We start from the raw sequence: 17,051 nt of genomic DNA, 5'->3' as shown, positions 1-17,051 counted from the left end.
GCGCCGCCGGCGGATTGTTCACCGGCGGGTTATTTGCCGGCCGCGCCCCGGGCCTGTTAAAAGGATTGTTGTTCGCCGGCCGGTTGTTTACCGGGGGATTATTCGCCGGCGGATTATTACCCCGAGGGTTGTTGGCCGGAGGATTGTTCACCGGAGGAGTATAGGTCGGCCGGTTATAGCCAGGCCGGTTATTCACCGGCGGATTGTTCGCCGGCGGGTTATTCACCGGTGGGTTGTTCGCCGGCTGATTAAAGATAGGCCGGTTATTGACCGGTGGATTGTTTACCGGCGGATTGTTGGCTGGCTGCGCACCGGGCCGCGTATACGGGTTGTTGTTCGCCGGTTGATTGCCGCCCTGCCCCTGCTGGTTATTCGGGTTGTTGGAATACCCCGTGTTGGTCCGCGTCGGTTGGTTGTTCCAGCTGTTGCGGTTAACCGGCCGTGCATTGTTCAGTGACTGCACCCGGGAAGGCGCCGGACGGTTATTGCCGGCGCCGGGCCGGTTATCACCTGCCGAAGCCGCATTCACCCTGGGACGATAGACCGTAAGGTCATTGCCGTTGTTACCGCGGTCGCCCGGGTTACGGCCGTCACGGATAACCGCCGGCCGGACAGGCCTGCCGCTGAACCTGGCGACATCATTGGCATCGGGTCCACCGCCATAGCGGCCGTTCCTGCTGCGATTGACCACGGTCGTATTGTTGATGACCGTCGTCCGGTTGATGATCGTAACATTATTGGTCTCCCGGACATAGTAGTTATTGATCTGCGGGCTGCCGATATATTGGTGAGGCACAAAACACCAGGAATAGGCTGGCGGAGCATAACCGCCGCCGACAGCTGCATTGAAGCCGATATTGGGACCCAGGGGAGCCCAGCCGTAGTAATCATCGCTGTTCCGCCATTCGACCCAGGCGGGAGCCCATTCATTGCCGGGCATCCACATCCAGCCATAGCCGTCCTGAAAGAACCACCGGCCATAATGGAAAGTAGCCCAGCCCCAGGGATAACCCGAATCCCAGGCCCAACCCTCGTCCGTATAAACCCAGTGGCCATTGCTGGCGTAGGGTTTGAAATCGGCGCCGGCATCCGGCAACCATACATAACCGTAATCCGGCATTTCGATCCATTGGCCGTAAGGACTGAGCTGGTCGTAAAAAGTCTGGTAGGTAACGTCTTCCGGTGGTGCCGGGGCGGCAGGCGGCGGTGGCGGAGGATCCTGATGGACCACATACACCGGGCCGCAGGCGCTTAAACCAAGGGCAATAGCCCCTGCAAAGAGAAGATGCTTATTCATAGATCAACATTTAGGTTAACTATAGGACCTGGATGTCCGCGTAAAGTAAAACGTATGCAAAAGTATTAACATTTGCCCAGGGTCCGGTCATATGTAAAACGAAATTATTTATCAAATATTCTACCCTGGCACCCCTAAGCCGCTGAAAGCGGCTTGTCCACAGGCGTAGCCCGCGACCGAGGTCCGCGCCGGTGGCGCGGGCCGAAGGTCAACAGACGTTAGCGCTTTACCGTAAATGCGTTAGTTTTGCCCAAAACGCATTTACGGTATATTATGACAATAAGTTACAACTGGCTTTGTGATTACCTGCCGGTATCGGTCGAGCCGGAACGGCTTTCCCGCATCTTAACATCCGTCGGGCTGGAAGTGGAACATCTGGAAACCTATGAATCCATAAAAGGCGGCTTAAAAGACCTGGTCATCGGGGAAGTGCTGGAATGCATCCCCCATCCCAACGCCGATAAACTGAAACTGACAAAGGTCAATACAGGCGGCGCCGAACCGCTATCCATCGTTTGCGGGGCATCCAATGTCGCCGCAGGGCAGAAGGTGATCGTCGCCCTCCCGGGAACAACCATCTATCCCGTAAAAGGCGAGCCGATAACGCTGAGGATCGCAAAGATCCGCGGGGTGGAAAGCCACGGGATGATCTGCGCCGAGGACGAGATCGGCCTGGGTGAGAACCATGATGGGATCATCGTACTGCCCGCCGATGCAAAACCCGGTACACCCGCGGCCAACCTGTTTCACCCCTACTCGGATCACCTGATCGAGATCGGGCTCACCCCCAATCATATGGACGCCATGAGCCATTGGGGGGTCGCGCGGGACGTTTGCGCCTGGCTTTCCCATCACGAGAACAAAGAATACCGGCCAAAATTCCCCTCACTCAATGCCTTCAAGCCTGACCAGACCGGCAATCCCGTGGACATCAGCATCCTCAACACCAAAAGCTGCGGCCGCTATTCCGGCCTGACGATAAAAGGCATCACCATCCGCGAGTCCCCGCAATGGATGAAGGACCGGCTGAAGGCCATCGGCATCCGCAGCATCAACAATATCGTCGACATCACCAATTTCGTCCTGCATGAGCTGGGCCAGCCCCTTCATGCCTTTGACCTCGATGCCATCACCGGCGGGAAGATCATCGTCAAAAACCTGCCCGAAGGAACCCCCTTCGTGACGCTGGATGAGAAAGAACGGAAATTGTCCGCGGAAGACCTGATCATCTGCAACGCGAAAGAAGGGATGGCCATCGCTGGGGTCTTCGGCGGCCTGCATAGCGGGATCACCGGCAAGACCAGGGACATCTTTCTCGAAAGCGCCTGGTTCAATCCCACCGATATTCGCAAGACCTCGTTCCGCCACGGCCTGCGCACCGACGCCGCCACGCATTTTGAGAAAGGAATGGATATTTCCGGCACGGTAAATGCGCTTAAAAGGGCGGCCTTGCTGATCAAAGAGCTGGCCGGCGGCGAGATCGCCTCAGGGATCGTCGACGTTTATCCGGCCTCCGCCGACAAGGTCGAAGTGAGTCTGAAATATCACTACCTGAAAAAACTGAGCGGAAAAAGCTATCACCCCGATACCGTAAAAAATATCCTGCAATCCCTCGGTTTTGAGATCATAAAAGAGGGCATCGACGTGATCCATGTGGCCGTACCCTGGCATAAGCCGGATATCCGCCTCCCGGCCGACCTCGTGGAAGAGATCATGCGCATCGATGGACTGGATAACATCGCCATCCCGGCCGCGATCACCATCTCGCCCTCCGTGGAGGCGGATACCTCCCAGGCCTCCTGGAAGTCGGCCGTCGCCCACTACCTCGTCGGCCAGGGCTTCAACGAGATCCTGACAAACTCGATCACGAATAGCGCTTACTTCAGCGGCGAGGAATTGGAAACCACCGTTAAGATGATCAACAACCTCACCGCCGAACTCAACGTCCTGCGGCCGTCCCTGCTGGAAACCGGTCTGGAATCGGTAAGCTTTAACCTCAACCGCAAGAACGGCCAGTTACGTTTTTTTGAATTTGGTAAAACCTATAGCACAGCAGACGTAGGAGACTATCGCGAGACAAACCATCTCTGCCTGTACCTGACCGGAACGCTTCAGGAAGACTCCTGGAAAGGCAAGGGAAAAGGAATGGATTTCTTCTACGTAAAGGGCCTTTGCGAGCGCATCTTCCCCATCCTGGGTCTCCGTACACCGGATTGGCAACCGCTGCAACACCCTAAGCTGCGATCCGGGCTGGCGGTCGTCCAGGAAGGCCGGACCCTGCTGGAGATCGGCTCGGTAAAGCCCGAAGGGCTAAAGCGGTTCGATTGCAAACAGGAGGTCTTTTTTGCCGATTTCCGATGGGCGGACCTGCTGGAAACGGCCCTGAAGAAAAAGATCGAATTCCGGGAACTGCCACGGCAGCTGCCGGTATACCGCGATCTGGCGATCATCGTCGACCAGTCCCTCGCCTACGAGCGGGTGGAAAAGGCCATCCGGGGTGCGAAGCTGGATAAATTGCAGGAAGTAAAGCTTTTCGATATATTTGAAAGTGAGAAGCTCGGCAAAGACAAAAAATCACTTGCGATCAGCTTCACCTTCCTCGATGAAGAAAAGACGCTGACCGATAAGGAGATCGACGGCATGGTGGGACGCATCATGGGTGCATTGGAAAAAGAGGTTCAGGCCGAGATCCGAAAGTAATTATTGGCCTTGCGGCCGACGGGCCTCCGGTCCGTTTTAAACAATCGCCAATGAGCGAAGAAAACAACAGTGCGGGCAGACAGGGTCCCCCTGCGGGAGAAGCAGAGCTTCGGGTCAGAAGGATCCAGGAGAAGCTGCAGCAATTGCTGCGGCAACGGGATCTTCTGCAGAAGGAGAATGGAAAGATCAGGGAGGAGTTACGCCAGCTCCAGCACGCTCACATGAACCAGGTGGCGAAACTGGAACAGTTACAACAACAGGTTGAGATATTAAAAGCGACCAAAGCGTCGATGAGTGAAGGGGAAAAACGGGCGTTGGAAAAAAGGCTTGGGCAGTACATCCGGGAAATCGACCGGTGTATCACAATGCTGGGTGAATAATGACCGGTCAAACCCTTTTCACCAATCGCATTTTCATCTCATCCTTTCCGCGTGATACTTCGAGCGTGTAGACACCGTAAGGCAGATCGTTGAGGCCATTCCAGTCCAACTCCTGCTGATCATTCTCGACCTCTGTTTCCAGACCTCGGCAGACCAGGCCGGTGTCATCCTTTAAAACGGCCTTCAATAAGCATTTCTGTGGTTGATCGACCTGGATGGTCAGATGGTCGATAAAGACGGGGGACTTGACTTTTAGGAACATGGCTGTAGTTTTTAGATAGGGTATTGGTTTCAACGTTCTTTATTTTTATAAGGTCTGTGTCAATCGTCAGAATAGCCGCGAACCTCTCTCCCTCGCCATGATCCCTTGTGCACAAGGTGTGGATAAATATAAAACAAGTATTTCAACTATGCAAGAGTTAATCCCAATAAATGTTGTCATCGGGGACCGGACCTACCGGATAAAGATCGAACCTCAGGACGAAGAGGTCGTCAGAAAGACCCTGAAGCTGATCAATGACAAGGTCATCGAATTCAAAACCCAGTTCGCCGGCCGGGATATGCAGGACTATATCGCCATGGTCGTCCTCTGGTACGCCACCCAGCCGGCCACGGAAGGAGCCCCGGGTCTGGATCGGACCGTCCTGGATGCCCTCGCTCGCATGGAACAACAGCTGGACAAGGTTTTATGAATATGCGCGAATAGGCCTCTCTCGTGGAACTTAGGCCCATTCGCGCAAAGCGCTAATGATTGACCTTCGGTCGAGCCGTTTCCAACGGCTCTTTTGCGTGGAACAACCCGTTTTTTGACCTCGATTCATTATCTTCGCCAACTAACGTTAATGACGGACCTCGTGTCCGTCGGATTTTTCATTATTCATACAATCGTGATAATCAACAAGAATTATATGATTGTGAACGCTTTAAATTCAAAATTCAATGACAGAAACAGTTATTGTCGTCATAGTGGGCGTCATCGCCCTGGTCCTGGGGTTCGTTTTAGGAAAGGCCCTCTCTAAAAAAGACAATCAGGGGAAAGTAGAAGAGGCTGAACGCCAGGCAAAAAAGATCGTCGGCGATGCCCAGATAACCGCCGAGAACCTTAAAAAAGAAAAACTGCTGGAAGCCAAGGAGAGATTCGTACAGCTCAAGGCCGAACACGATAAAGAGGTATTGGAAAAAAACCGGAAGGCCAACGACACAGAATCCCGGATAAAGCAGAAAGAGCAGAGCATCAACCAGAAGATCGACAACCTGGATAAACAGTCCAAGGACAACGAAGCCATCAAGGAAAACCTCAATCGCCAGATCGAAGTCGTCAATCACAAACGGACCGAACTGGAAAAACACCAGGAAGAACATATCCGCCGCCTGGAAAAGATCGCCGGACTGACCGCCGAAGAAGCAAAATCACAGCTGGTGGAAAGCCTTCGCCAGGAAGCGCAGAGCCGCGCGCTCGCCCTCCAGCAGGAGATCATCGACGACGCCAAGCAGAAAGCAAATAAAGAGGCCCGGAAGATCATCATCCAAAGCATCCAGCGTACCGCCGCCGAACAAGCCATCGAAAACTCGATCACCGTCTTCAATCTCGAAAGCGACGAAATAAAAGGCCAGATCATCGGTCGTGAAGGCCGTAACATCCGCGCCATCGAGGCCGCCACCGGCGTTGACCTCATCGTGGACGACACCCCGGAAGCCATCGTCCTCTCCTCATTCGATCCCCTCCGCAGGGAGATCGCCCGCCTTTCGCTCCAACGCCTGGTCTCCGACGGCCGTATCCACCCCGCCCGTATCGAGGAGGTCGTGGAAAAAACCCGGAAACAGATTGAAGAACAGGTGATGGAAATTGGCGAACGTACCGTTATCGAACTGGGCATTCACGGTTTACACAAAGAATTGGTGCGCATCGTCGGCAAAATGCGGTTTCGCTCCTCCTACGGCCAGAACCTGCTGATGCACAGCCGGGAAGTAGCCAACCTCTGCGGTATCATGGCCGCCGAACTCGGCATGAACCCCAAACTGGCCAAGCGGGCCGGGTTACTGCACGATATCGGTAAGGTTCCCGACGAAGAGACCGAACTGAGCCATGCTCTCCTGGGGATGAAGCTGGCAGAGAAATACGGGGAAAACCCCGCCGTCGTCAACGCCATCGGCGCCCACCACGACGAAGTGGAAATGCAATATGTCATCGCCCCGATCATCCAGGCCTGTGACGCCATCAGCGGCGCCCGCCCCGGTGCCCGCCGCGAGATCATGCAGCAATATCTGCAACGGATAAAAGATCTCGAAAACCTCGCCCTCGCCTATCCCGGGGTCGAAAAAGCCTATGCCATCCAGGCCGGGCGCGAACTTCGGGTCATCGTCGAAGCCGACAAGGTTACCGATATCGACAGCGATAAGCTGAGCTTTGAAATAGCTCAGAAGATCCAAACGGAAATGACCTATCCCGGCCAGATAAAGGTGACCGTCATCCGTGAAAAACGGGCCGTTAACGTAGCCCGGTAAAAAACTTTGTTTTTTACCGCCAATGTTATTACCTTTGCCATCCTTTAAAAGAAAATTTTATGAACGCTGCTGTAGCTTTTGTACACGAGCAAATGACGGGAAAAAGAGAGTTGCCGAAATTCAAAGCCGGTGATAACATTACCGTCAACTATAAGATCATTGAAGGGAACAAGGAACGTGTCCAAAGCTTCAAAGGCGACGTGATCAAGCGCCAGGGTACCGGGAAGACAGCCACATTCACCGTCCGGAAGATCTCCGACGGCGTAGGTGTCGAAAGGACCTTCCCCGTGTTTTCCCCCAACATCGAGTCGTTGGATCTGAACAAGGTAGGCCGGGTTCGCCGCGCAAAACTGTTCTTCCAGCGCAAACGCAGCGGCAAGAGCGCTCGTATCAAGGAAAAGAGAGTGGTTACGGAATAGTCCAAAACCGCGTAAACAGCATATTAACAAAAAGGACCGCCTTTCGCGGTCCTTTTTTCTTTTTTAGTATTAACTTTACAGCTCAACTTTAAAGAATCTGATTATGACAACTTTTTTGATCTCGATGCCCGGAGGCAGTGAGTGGGTGCTGATCATCCTGGCCGTTCTCGTATTGTTTGGTGGACGCAAGATCCCCGAATTCATGCGCGGTCTGGGTAAGGGTATTCGTGAGTTTAACGATGCCAAAAATAACGTGAAGAAAGAACTGGAAGACGGGATGAACGAAAAAGACACCAAGCCCGCCAGCGCCAGCACTCCTTCTCAGCCCTAATTAATTTCACTCGCCGGCTGTTTACTTTTTACTCCATACAAGACTATCATACGGCCTTACAGGAAGGGACTGCTTCATGCGAAGAAGCGGTCCTTTCCTATTTATCGGCGATCGATCGGCAAAAGCACCTCAACGCCTATACCGCCGTATACGATAAAGAAGCCCTCGAAAAAGCCCGCGAACTCGACCGGCAACGCAAGGCCGGAAAACCGATGGGCAGATTACACGGTGTCGTCATCGGCATAAAAGACGTCATCGCCTACAAAGACCATCCCCTCACGGCCGCCTCGCATATCCTCCAGAACTACATCTCCCTCTACAACGCGACCGTCGTCGACAAAATGCTGGCTGAAGAAGCAATCCTCATCGGTCATCTCAACTGCGACGAATTCGCGATGGGGTCGACAAACGAGAACTCCGCCTACGGCAAGGTCCTCAACGCCCTGGATAATGACCGGGTACCCGGCGGTTCCTCGGGCGGCAGCGCGGTCGCCGTACAGGCCAACCTGTGCATGCTCAGCCTCGGCAGCGATACCGGCGGGTCCGTCCGCCAGCCGGCCGATTTCTGTGGCATCCTGGGGCTTAAACCCACCTATGGCCGGGTCTCCCGCTACGGACTCATCGCCTACGCCTCCTCCTTCGACCAGGTCGGCATCTTCGGGCGTACCGTCCGGGACGTCGCCCTCCTGCTGGAAGTGATCGCGGGCGAAGACGACTACGACAGCACACTCAAACAACAGGCGCCCCCGGTTTGGCGAGAAGCCCCCAGCCGGAAATACCGCATCGCCTACTTCAAACAGGCGCTGGACCACCCCGGCCTCGACCCCGAGATCAGGGAGACCATCCTGCAACGGACGGCGGAATGGCGCCAGGCCGGACATACCGTCGAAGCCATCGACTTCGACTTGCTGGACTATATCGTCCCGGCCTATTACGTCCTCACCACCGCGGAGGCCTCCTCCAATCTTGCCCGCTACGACGGGGTCCGCTATGGCTATCGCACCGCGGATAAACAGCTTGAATTAACAGAGTTTTACAAACGCACCCGCAGCGAGGGTTTCGGCCGCGAGGTCAAACGGCGTATCCTACTGGGAACGTTTGTGTTGAGTGCCGGCTACTACGACGCCTACTACACCAAGGCCCAGCAGGTGCGACAATTGCTCGTCGAACGTACTAACTTGATTTTCAAAGACTTCGATATTATTATCCTTCCAACGGCCCCAACCACGGCCTGGCGCATCGGCGAAAAAATGGATGACCCCATTTCCATGTATCTCGCTGATATCTATACTGTTTACGCCAATCTCACCGGAATACCCGGAATTTCCCTACCACTCTTCGGCCACACGAATGGCATGCCTTTTGGTGTGCAGGCTATGACAAGTCGATTTAATGAGTTATCTTTGCTTCAATTCTCGCATCAGATGATGCAACAATAAAGTCCTACGAAAATCCTACTCTATGTGACTGAGAGATGTGAAGCTGATCGACTTTTCCGTATTTGGTTGATGGTTGATTAAGATTCAATCTCCCCCGTATTCCGTTACCTATGAAAGATTGTAGACGCCGATAACGGCCGTTTACCAATCTTTAATCGTTGGACAATGTACAACAAAAGACTTTTATTGTTGGGCATCACCGTCATCGGCTCAGGATGGATGTACCCTACTAAGGTGAATTATTCTTCTCAAAATCAATGTCTTACAGACACTGAACGCATCGCGGCCAATAATTCCCTTCCACACGTCGACAACTCTTCCACGGCAACGACCCTCTCGCAGGAACTGTTCATGGCCGCCTACGTAGGCAGCAGCAACGGCGTTCGCCTGAATCCCAAAGCGCTTAATTTCATTCAGGACTATCTCCAGGATAACTGGGAAGACCTCCAGAACGTCCGCGCCACCGGCCGCCCCTATTTCAATCTCATCGAATCGGTTCTGGTCCAATACAACCTCCCCAAACAGCTGAAATACCTGGCCGTCATCGAGTCCAACCTGAAGCCCACCGCCGTATCCCGGGTAGGCGCAAAAGGCCCCTGGCAGCTCATGCCCCAGACGGCCCGCGAACTCGGCCTCAAGGTGAACCATAACATCGACGAGCGCAAGAATTATTACAAAAGCACCCGCGCCGCCGCCGCCTATCTCCGCGATCTGTACAACGAACTGGGCGACTGGCTGCTGGTTATCGCCGCCTATAATACCGGTACGGTCAACGTTTACCGGGCCATCCATCGCAGCGGCAGCCGGAATTTCTGGGATCTGGAGAAATACCTCCCCGCGGAGTCCCGCAGCCACGTAAAAAAGTTTATCGGCACCCAATATATGTTCGAAGGGCAGGGTAGCGTCACAACCCTCACCCGCGAAGAAGCTACCCAACAGCTCTCCGGCTCGGCCATGTATGTCTTCCACCGCGACCTTACCGCCCAGGAGCTGACCCGGGCCCGGACCGAGCAGGTCTCGGGGAAATATCAATCCGCCGTCATCGCCAAGTATACCCTGATGGATATGCCCACCTTCCAGCGGTATAACCCCAATTTCGACAAAGTGATGGCCAGCACCAACAACAGCTATGACCTGAAACTGCCGGCCGACAAGATGGACCTTTTCCTGGCCAGCAAATACGATATCCTCAGGGAATCGGCCCAGCTGATCGGCGACGGGGATTCCACCGAAGGCACCCGGTTAGCCGTTAACAAGTAGTTTTTTGATACTTTCAGATAGATACCAACAGGGGCCCTCAAAAAGGGCCCTTTTCTCTTTCTCCCGGCGCCTCCGGCCGCCGCTCCTGCCACTTACCGTTGCCCCAGCGCCTTGCGGATCCCCTCCGCCTTGACCAGGCATTCCTCGTATTCCGCCCGCGCATCGCTGGAGTAAGTGATCCCCGACCCAACCAGGTAGGACAGGTAGTGATCCTGCTGGTTGTAAAGCAGGCTCCGGATAACGACATTAAAATCAAAATCCCTTTCAGGGGTAACATACCCCACCGCACCGGAAAAAAGCCCGCGGCGCGACCGCTCATACCGCCCGATCAGCTGGACGACCCGGTGTTTGGGCGCACCGGTCATCGACCCCATCGGAAAGCAATTCCGCACGGCCTCCGTCCAGTCAAGCCCCGGCAGCATCTCCCCAACGATGGTGGAGATCATCTGGTACACCTGCGGAAAGGGGTAGATGCCAAAAAGCTCGGTCACCTGCACCGAGCCGGGACGACAGATCCGGGCCAGATCATTCCGGACAAGATCCACGACCATGACGTTCTCCGCACGGTCCTTCGCACTATGATAAAGCTCATCCCGCTGCTTGTTGTCGGCAACAGCGTCTTGCTTTTGCCGGGAAGCAGTTCCCTTTATAGGCTGGGAAAAAAGCCGGTCACCCGTTTTCCTCAGAAAGCGCTCGGGACTCGCACAAAGCAGATAGCGATGGTCGAGCCGGTAAAACGCGGCAAAGGGATTGGGCGAAGCCTGGCTTAACGCCCGCCAGACGGCATAGGGATCGATAGCCGCCGGCTGCGCAAAAAACTCCTGACAGAAGTTTATCTCGTAACAATCGCCGCGAAGGATATGGCGGCGTAAGGCATCGACCGTGGAAAGATATTCATCACGGGTAAATCGCGGGGTAAATTCAATGGGGCCCGCCCCCGAAACCGCAGCCGCAGCCGCAGCCACCTGAGCCGCCGCACCAACCGGACCCGCCGCAGCCTCATCAGGCACCGTCGCGCAAATCTGCTCCCAGACCGCCTGGGGATCTTCCCCCAGGGTTCCGATACGCATGCAGCCCTTTTTCAACAGAATAAGACAGGCCGGCCGGAAAAAGAAGAGCTCGGGAAACCCGATCGGGTCGGGAAAGGAACCGGCGATACCCTCCGTCTCCGCAGCGAGGTCATAGGCAAAATGCCCCAGCAGCCAGTCATCCACACCCGCAGCCCACCGCTGCAGCCCGGGAAAAGCATTCCCCGCAGACGCCCGAAAAGTATCGACGGCGCCCACGCCCAATAAACAATCGAAAGCCGGTGGGGAAGATTCGTAAGCGTGACTATCCAAAAAACAACAAATGTTGAACGGGCGGGCCCATGTCAACATTTGTCGTTTGATAAATTCTATATCCGTATCAGGAAAAGACGTGAAGGGAAATGAAAGGTAGGTCCTTCTCACTTCTTAAAAATCGTCTTCTTCCTCTTCAAAGCCGCTGTCGTTGAAGAGGTCGAGGTCTTTGAATTCGTCATCGAGGCCAAGGTCATCTTCATCACCCTTGGTCGTCTTTTTAGAAGTGTTGCCGCCTGTCGTCTTCTTGGTCTTGGATTTGGGAATATCGAACTCGTCGAAGTCGGGATCCCATTCCTCTTCTTCTTCTACCTTTTCCCACTCGTCCACTTCTTCAAAATCTTCCCCCTCGTCATCATCATCCTCGTCATCCTCTTTCTTCGATTTTGACGCAGCCTTGGACGCAGGTTTCTTTGACGCCTTGGGCGCGTCATCATTATCTTCCGGATCGTCATCATCATCGTCCTCGGGCTTCTTGGCCTTCGGTGATGGTTTCTCCGGAGTTTCCTTTGGTTGAGGCGCGGATTTCTTTGAACCCTTTCCCTCCTTATCAGATTTTGGTGCCATGTCCAATAAGATTGTTATGTAAATTTTCGGCGAAGTTTTTAATCCGCCAAATTTTTTTAAAATTAATTTTTATTCAATGATCCCGGGAAAAACTACAATTTATTTCTCGTTATTCCTTGTTATTCCTGGTCCAAATTCTCGATCAATTGATCCCGGCCCGGTCCGTTGGAAATATACGCAATCTTGACTCCCAGGTATTTATTGATGAATTGGACGTATTCGCGCATCTTTTCCGGTAACTCACTATATTTCTTCACCGAAGTCGTATCCTTCTTCCAGCCGGCAAAAGACTGCACCTCGGGTTCAATTTTCAACTTGTTCATCTGAAAGGGTATCTCATGGGTCGTCTCGCCATTCACCTTGTAGGCGGTGCACACTTTCAGTTCGGCAAAAGCATCCAGCACATCGGCCTTTGTCATGACGATCTTGGTGACGCCATTGATCATACAGGCAAACTTCAGGGCAACCCCATCGATCCAGCCACAACGGCGCGGCCGGCCCGTGGTAGCGCCAAATTCGTTCCCGACCCGGCGAAGCTCTTCACCCGTGGCATCCTCCAACTCGGTTGGAAACGGTCCGCCACCAACCCGGGTGCAGTAGGCCTTACTGACACCGATTACATCCCTGATCTGCTGTGGCGCCACCCCAAGACCGGTACAGACACCGGCAGAGATCGTATTGGACGAGGTGACAAAGGGAAAGGTGCCGAAATCCACATCGAGCATACTTCCCTGCGCTCCCTCTGCCAGCACTTTCTTGCCCTGCGAGATCTTGTCGTTGATGAAATATTCCCCGTTGACGATCTTAAACTGACGCATGAACTCGAGGGCCTCGAAGAATTCCTCTTCCCATTCCGAGATATCTTCATGAAAATTGAGGCTGTCAAGCAGTTTCTGATGCTTGAGCCGAAGCTTGATATACTGCGTGGTAAAGCTTTTATCCAGCAAATCCCCTACCCTGAGACCGTTTCTTCCGGTCTTGTCCATATAGGCAGGGCCGATGCCCTTCAGGGTGCTGCCGATTTTTTCCTGTCCTTTTGACATTTCTGAGGCCCTGTCCAGCGCCCGGTGAGTCGGCAGGATGAGATGCGTTCGTTGCGCAATGTAAAGATTCTTCCGGTAGTCTACCCCAAAAGACGCGACGGACTCGCATTCCCGCTTGAGAGTAACCGGGTCCAGCACAACGCCGTTGCCGATCAGGTTCAGGGTGTTCTCGTGAAAGACGCCGGAAGGTATTTGATGCAACACGATCTTCTTGTCCTTGACATACAGGGTATGACCCGCATTCGGGCCACCCTGGAACCGGGCGATCACGTCGTAGCGCGGCGCAAAATAGTCTACTATCTTTCCCTTTCCTTCATCCCCCCACTGGAGGCCTAAGATTACATCAACCATTAAATATACTTATTTGAAGCGGCAAAAATAGGTGAAGTGCGCCTTTTATAAAAGACAAATATTTAGGCTGTTTCCGTATCATAGCGGACCACCGTATTGATCCCATTGAGCTGTTTCAGCCGGATAACCAGTTCGTCGAGCTCTTCCTTATCATGTACATAGATGCGGATATTACCCTCGAAAAGGCCATCCTTCGCCTCGATGGTTAGCGCGGCGATGTTCAGCCTTAACTCCCCGGAAATGAGATTGGTGATCTTATTGATGACCCCGACGTCATCCATCCCCACGATACGGATACCGGTCAGGAAGGAGATCTCCTTATTCTTCGCCCACTTGGTCTTTACGACCCGGTGGCCGTAATTGGCCATCAGTTTGGCGGCATTGGGACAATTCGTCCGATGGATGGTGAGCCCCTTGCCCACGGATACAAAGCCGAACACGTCGTCGCCGGGGATGGGTTTGCAGCAGTTGGCCAGATTATACACGATCCGGTCGCTGCTTTCGCCAAAAATGATGAGTTCGGTATCCTTGCGGGGAACAGTTGCCGTTCCGGCATCCGCCGGTCGCTGTTCCACGGGCCTCACCGGCTTGGGCGGCTCGAGCCGGTCCCCCAGTACCTGAAACTCTTTCAGCTCTTTCAGATCGATATTCCGGACTGATACCTGGTAAAAGAAGTCCAGGGAAGAGGACAGCTTGTAAAATACGGTCAGGACATCGATATTGTGCTGGTTATAGGCGGCTCCAAAATTCTCCAGCCTCCGCTGCACGATATATTTCCCCTCATCGGCGATCTTGCGCTTCTCTTCCTTGAGGGCGTCCTTGATCTTGCTCTTGGCCTTGGCCGTGACCACGATCCCGATCCAGTCCTCGTTTGGCTTCTGTTTGCTGGAGGTGATGATCTCCACCTGGTCGCCGCTGCGCAGCTTGTGACTTATCGGTACCAGTTTGTGATTCACCTTCGCCCCGATAGTTTGTACGCCGATGGCGCTATGGATCGAAAAGGCAAAGTCCAGCGCGGTCGAGCCGACGGGCAGCATCTTGACATCGCCCTTCGGCGTATATACATAGATCTCCTCGGCCAGAAAACTGGTCTTGAAGTCCTGCAGGAAATCGATGGAGTCATTGTCCTGGGTGTTGAGCACCTCCCTTATCTGCTGGAACCATTTGTCGAAACGGCTTTCATCGGCCGCGCCTTCCTTGTATTTCCAGTGGGCCGCAAGCCCTTTTTCGGCGATCTCGTTCATCCGCTTGGACCGGATCTGCACTTCCACCCATTTCCCCTGCGGACCCATCACCGTCGTATGCAGCGCCTCATACCCGTTTGATTTGGGATTGCTGAGCCAGTCGCGAAGCCGCTCAGGTGAAGGGTTATATTCATCGGTGATCATGGAATATACCTTCCAGCATTCTTCCTTTTCCTTTTCCGGCGGGGAGTTGAGGATGACCCGGATGGCGAAGAGGTCGTAAACCTCCTCAAAAGCAACTCCCTTCTTACGCATCTTATTCCAGATGGAATGGATACTCTTGGGCCGGCCATAGATATCGAAATCAAAGCCGCCGGCCTTGTCCAGCTTATCTTTCAGCGGTTTTATAAACTCGTTGATATACCGCGACCGCTCCCGCTTGGTCTCGGCCAGCTTGCGGGCGATCTCCCGGTATTCCTCCGGCTCGAGGTGTTTCATCGCCAGGTCTTCCAGCTCGGTCTTTATCGTATACAGCCCCATCCGGTGTGCCAGCGGCGCATATACATAGACGGTTTCGGAGGCAATTTTCAGCTGTTTCTCCCGCTTCATACTGTCCAGCGTTCGCATATTGTGCAGGCGATCGGCCAGCTTGATGAGGATAACCCGGGGGTCATCGGTCAGCGTGAGCAATATCTTCTTGAAATTCTCGGCCTGGCGCGAAGCGTTGACATCCACCACGTTGGAGATCTTGGTAAGCCCGTCGACGATCCTTGCGATCTCCCCGCTGAACTCCCGCTCGATATCTTCCAGCGTAATATCGGTGTCTTCCACCGTGTCATGAAGCAGGGCGCAGATGGTCGATCTGACACCCAGGCCGATCTCCTCCGAGCAGATCCTGGCCACGGCCAGGGGATGAAGAATATACGGCTCACCACTCTTCCTGCGCATCGTCTTATGCGCTTCCGCCGCCATCTCGAAGGCGATGCGTAAGAGTTCCTTGTCGCCCGTCTTGAGCTTGGGCTTCAGGGCACGAAGCAGGGCCCGGTACTCGCGTAGAATAAGTTTCTTCTCCTGGTCTTCCGTAAGATTGTATTTCGGTATCGCTGCGACGGTTTCCATATCCATACTCTACGAATTTACAAAAAAAAGCCCTAGTTTTGCATCCCTTTGCAAACCGCAAGGTGCAAAGGACAACCTGTCGCGGGCGTGGCGAAATTGGCAGACGCACTAGACTTAGGATCTCTCTTTACTATCCTGAATCTAGTCTTGCCTTATTTAACTTCGCTTGGATATCAGGATATTGCGATTTAAAGCAATATAATCTGATCTCGGAGCAGGAAAAATTGCTGGAAATTTGCTGGCAATTCTATAGATTGGTTGAGATGATTATTTGCGGGCGTGGCGAAATTGGCAGACGCAGCAGACTTAGGATCTGCCGGAGCAATCCATGTAGGTTCGACCCCTATCGCCCGCACTTGAGTAAAAGGTCCACTTGGTGGGCCTTTTTTCTTTTAACTTGCTTCACAAGAGTATTTGCATACAACTAATTATCAATCACTTACAATCTGTAGAATATTTCTTGAGGCCAATTCTTACGCATTGCCTTCCTTCGTTTATGATAGAAGACGCGGTTTGATTCCAGTCCATCACTTTTTTTCTACACTCTTTAAAACCCGCTTCTATGGCGGGTTTTTATGGTTCAATATATTCAGTAGCAAGTCTGGTCAATTTCTTAAACGCTTTATTGTCATGAAGTTACAGGTCTGAACGCTGGACGGTCGGCAATGATTTAAGGCCGTTACCATAGCAACTTTAGCTTTCGCCGAATTTTTCCTTATTTTGAAGGTAGAATGATCAGAATTGACATCGGCAAGCAACTCCCAACTTTGGCAGGCCTCCAGCTGCTATTGCAACGACACAAATCCATCCAATTTACCTACTCGACCATCTCCGACGAATACCTGTTGACCCTGACGTTTGCATTTCCGGATCATCACGTTAGCCATAGAGTGTGGGATAGGAATCTGGCGATCTACCCCAGCGTGGCAAGTGAAAAAATCCGGCAAAAGAAGGCTGAACTATTACAATGTGCGGTAGCTTTCCGCACGGACGCACATCAATTGATGCAGAACATGGCGAAAACCTTCGGCATCGATCTGCAGACGCTCGACGGCTTGCACGAATTGAAGTATAAGAAGAGCCATAAGCAACGCGGCGCATTGAACGCCGAATGGA

At 53.4% G+C, this 17,051-nt stretch carries 15 protein-coding genes and 1 tRNA gene; 10 read left to right on the top strand and 6 right to left on the bottom strand.

Annotated features, from left to right (window positions below; translation table 11 throughout):
* Positions 1-1,297 (bottom strand): DUF6600 domain-containing protein (locus tag VGM48_RS15510; RefSeq protein ID WP_331580679.1); only part of this gene is annotated, 1,297 nt, incomplete at its 3' end.
* Positions 1,298-1,570: 273 nt separating this feature from the next.
* Here VGM48_RS15510 and pheT point away from each other — a divergent pair.
* Together pheT and VGM48_RS15500 are read left to right on the top strand one after the other, a co-directional pair.
* Positions 1,571-3,997 carry a phenylalanine--tRNA ligase subunit beta gene (gene pheT / locus VGM48_RS15505; RefSeq protein ID WP_331580677.1) on the top strand — a complete coding sequence of 809 codons (2,427 nt, stop codon included), beginning with the start codon at positions 1,571-1,573 and terminating at the stop codon, positions 3,995-3,997.
* Positions 3,998-4,047: 50 nt separating this feature from the next.
* On the top strand, positions 4,048-4,377 hold the full coding sequence (locus tag VGM48_RS15500) for a hypothetical protein (protein ID WP_331580675.1): 330 nt from the start codon (positions 4,048-4,050) through the stop codon (positions 4,375-4,377).
* Positions 4,378-4,384: 7 nt separating this feature from the next.
* Here VGM48_RS15500 and VGM48_RS15495 read toward each other — a convergent pair whose 3' ends face one another.
* Positions 4,385-4,639, bottom strand: coding sequence for a hypothetical protein (locus VGM48_RS15495; RefSeq protein WP_331580672.1), 255 nt, complete (start codon positions 4,637-4,639; stop codon positions 4,385-4,387).
* Positions 4,640-4,787: 148 nt separating this feature from the next.
* On the opposite strand from VGM48_RS15495, the gene VGM48_RS15490 reads away from it, so the two are divergent.
* The 6 genes from VGM48_RS15490 to VGM48_RS15465 all read left to right on the top strand — a co-directional run bounded on the left by VGM48_RS15490 (position 4,788) and on the right by VGM48_RS15465 (position 10,331).
* Positions 4,788-5,069, top strand: coding sequence for a cell division protein ZapA (locus VGM48_RS15490; protein WP_331580669.1), 282 nt, complete (start codon positions 4,788-4,790; stop codon positions 5,067-5,069).
* Between the two features lie 247 nt (positions 5,070-5,316).
* Entirely contained in the window at positions 5,317-6,882 is a 1,566-nt protein-coding gene (rny, locus tag VGM48_RS15485) for a ribonuclease Y (protein ID WP_331580665.1), read from the top strand.
* Between the two features lie 59 nt (positions 6,883-6,941).
* Positions 6,942-7,301, top strand: a complete 360-nt coding sequence (gene rplS / locus VGM48_RS15480) for a 50S ribosomal protein L19 (RefSeq protein ID WP_331580663.1) — start codon at positions 6,942-6,944, stop codon at positions 7,299-7,301.
* Between the two features lie 103 nt (positions 7,302-7,404).
* On the top strand, positions 7,405-7,632 hold the full coding sequence (locus VGM48_RS15475) for a twin-arginine translocase TatA/TatE family subunit (RefSeq protein ID WP_331580661.1): 228 nt from the start codon (positions 7,405-7,407) through the stop codon (positions 7,630-7,632).
* On the top strand, positions 7,632-9,071 hold the full coding sequence (gatA, locus tag VGM48_RS15470; protein ID WP_331580681.1) for an Asp-tRNA(Asn)/Glu-tRNA(Gln) amidotransferase subunit GatA: 1,440 nt from the start codon (positions 7,632-7,634) through the stop codon (positions 9,069-9,071). Before VGM48_RS15475 ends, gatA begins: the two co-directional genes overlap by 1 nt.
* A gap of 165 nt (positions 9,072-9,236) precedes the next feature.
* On the top strand, positions 9,237-10,331 hold the full coding sequence (locus VGM48_RS15465) for a lytic transglycosylase domain-containing protein (RefSeq protein ID WP_331580659.1): 1,095 nt from the start codon (positions 9,237-9,239) through the stop codon (positions 10,329-10,331).
* A gap of 92 nt (positions 10,332-10,423) precedes the next feature.
* Here the strand turns inward: VGM48_RS15465 and VGM48_RS15460 are convergent, their stop codons facing one another.
* The 4 genes from VGM48_RS15460 to VGM48_RS15445 all read right to left on the bottom strand — a co-directional run bounded on the left by VGM48_RS15460 (position 10,424) and on the right by VGM48_RS15445 (position 15,941).
* Entirely contained in the window at positions 10,424-11,671 is a 1,248-nt protein-coding gene (locus VGM48_RS15460) for an anthranilate synthase component I family protein (protein WP_331580657.1), read from the bottom strand.
* Between the two features lie 114 nt (positions 11,672-11,785).
* The gene (locus VGM48_RS15455) at positions 11,786-12,238 is read right to left on the bottom strand and encodes a hypothetical protein (protein WP_331580656.1); all 453 of its coding nucleotides are present in this window, start codon (positions 12,236-12,238) and stop codon (positions 11,786-11,788) included.
* A gap of 119 nt (positions 12,239-12,357) precedes the next feature.
* Positions 12,358-13,632 (bottom strand): adenylosuccinate synthase, encoded by a 1,275-nt coding sequence (locus VGM48_RS15450; protein WP_331580654.1) that lies wholly within the window; start codon positions 13,630-13,632, stop codon positions 12,358-12,360.
* 62 nt (positions 13,633-13,694) lie between these two features.
* Positions 13,695-15,941, bottom strand: a complete 2,247-nt coding sequence (locus VGM48_RS15445) for a RelA/SpoT family protein (RefSeq protein ID WP_331580652.1) — start codon at positions 15,939-15,941, stop codon at positions 13,695-13,697.
* A gap of 267 nt (positions 15,942-16,208) precedes the next feature.
* Here VGM48_RS15445 and VGM48_RS15440 point away from each other — a divergent pair.
* Positions 16,209-16,290, top strand: a tRNA-Leu gene (locus VGM48_RS15440).
* A gap of 376 nt (positions 16,291-16,666) precedes the next feature.
* Positions 16,667-17,051 (top strand): hypothetical protein (locus VGM48_RS15435; RefSeq protein WP_331580650.1); only part of this gene is annotated, 385 nt, incomplete at its 3' end.

It is taken from the genome of Puia sp. (genome assembly GCF_036500295.1).
Taxonomy (GTDB): Bacteria; Bacteroidota; Bacteroidia; order Chitinophagales; family Chitinophagaceae; genus Puia.
This window is presented reverse-complemented; position numbering and strand designations above follow the sequence as displayed.

Excerpts from the sequence above, each read along its gene's own strand:
- VGM48_RS15445 (WP_331580652.1), bottom strand. The coding sequence starts at position 15,941 with ATGGATATGGAAACCGTCGCAGCGATACCGAAATACAATCTTACGGAA.
- VGM48_RS15495 (WP_331580672.1), bottom strand. The coding sequence starts at position 4,639 with ATGTTCCTAAAAGTCAAGTCCCCCGTCTTTATCGACCATCTGACCATC.
- VGM48_RS15450 (WP_331580654.1), bottom strand. The coding sequence starts at position 13,632 with ATGGTTGATGTAATCTTAGGCCTCCAGTGGGGGGATGAAGGAAAGGGA.
- rny (WP_331580665.1), top strand. The coding sequence starts at position 5,317 with ATGACAGAAACAGTTATTGTCGTCATAGTGGGCGTCATCGCCCTGGTC.
- pheT (WP_331580677.1), top strand. The coding sequence starts at position 1,571 with ATGACAATAAGTTACAACTGGCTTTGTGATTACCTGCCGGTATCGGTC.
- VGM48_RS15475 (WP_331580661.1), top strand. The coding sequence starts at position 7,405 with ATGACAACTTTTTTGATCTCGATGCCCGGAGGCAGTGAGTGGGTGCTG.
- VGM48_RS15455 (WP_331580656.1), bottom strand. The coding sequence starts at position 12,238 with ATGGCACCAAAATCTGATAAGGAGGGAAAGGGTTCAAAGAAATCCGCG.
- VGM48_RS15500 (WP_331580675.1), top strand. The coding sequence starts at position 4,048 with ATGAGCGAAGAAAACAACAGTGCGGGCAGACAGGGTCCCCCTGCGGGA.
- rplS (WP_331580663.1), top strand. The coding sequence starts at position 6,942 with ATGAACGCTGCTGTAGCTTTTGTACACGAGCAAATGACGGGAAAAAGA.
- VGM48_RS15490 (WP_331580669.1), top strand. The coding sequence starts at position 4,788 with ATGCAAGAGTTAATCCCAATAAATGTTGTCATCGGGGACCGGACCTAC.
- VGM48_RS15465 (WP_331580659.1), top strand. The coding sequence starts at position 9,237 with ATGTACAACAAAAGACTTTTATTGTTGGGCATCACCGTCATCGGCTCA.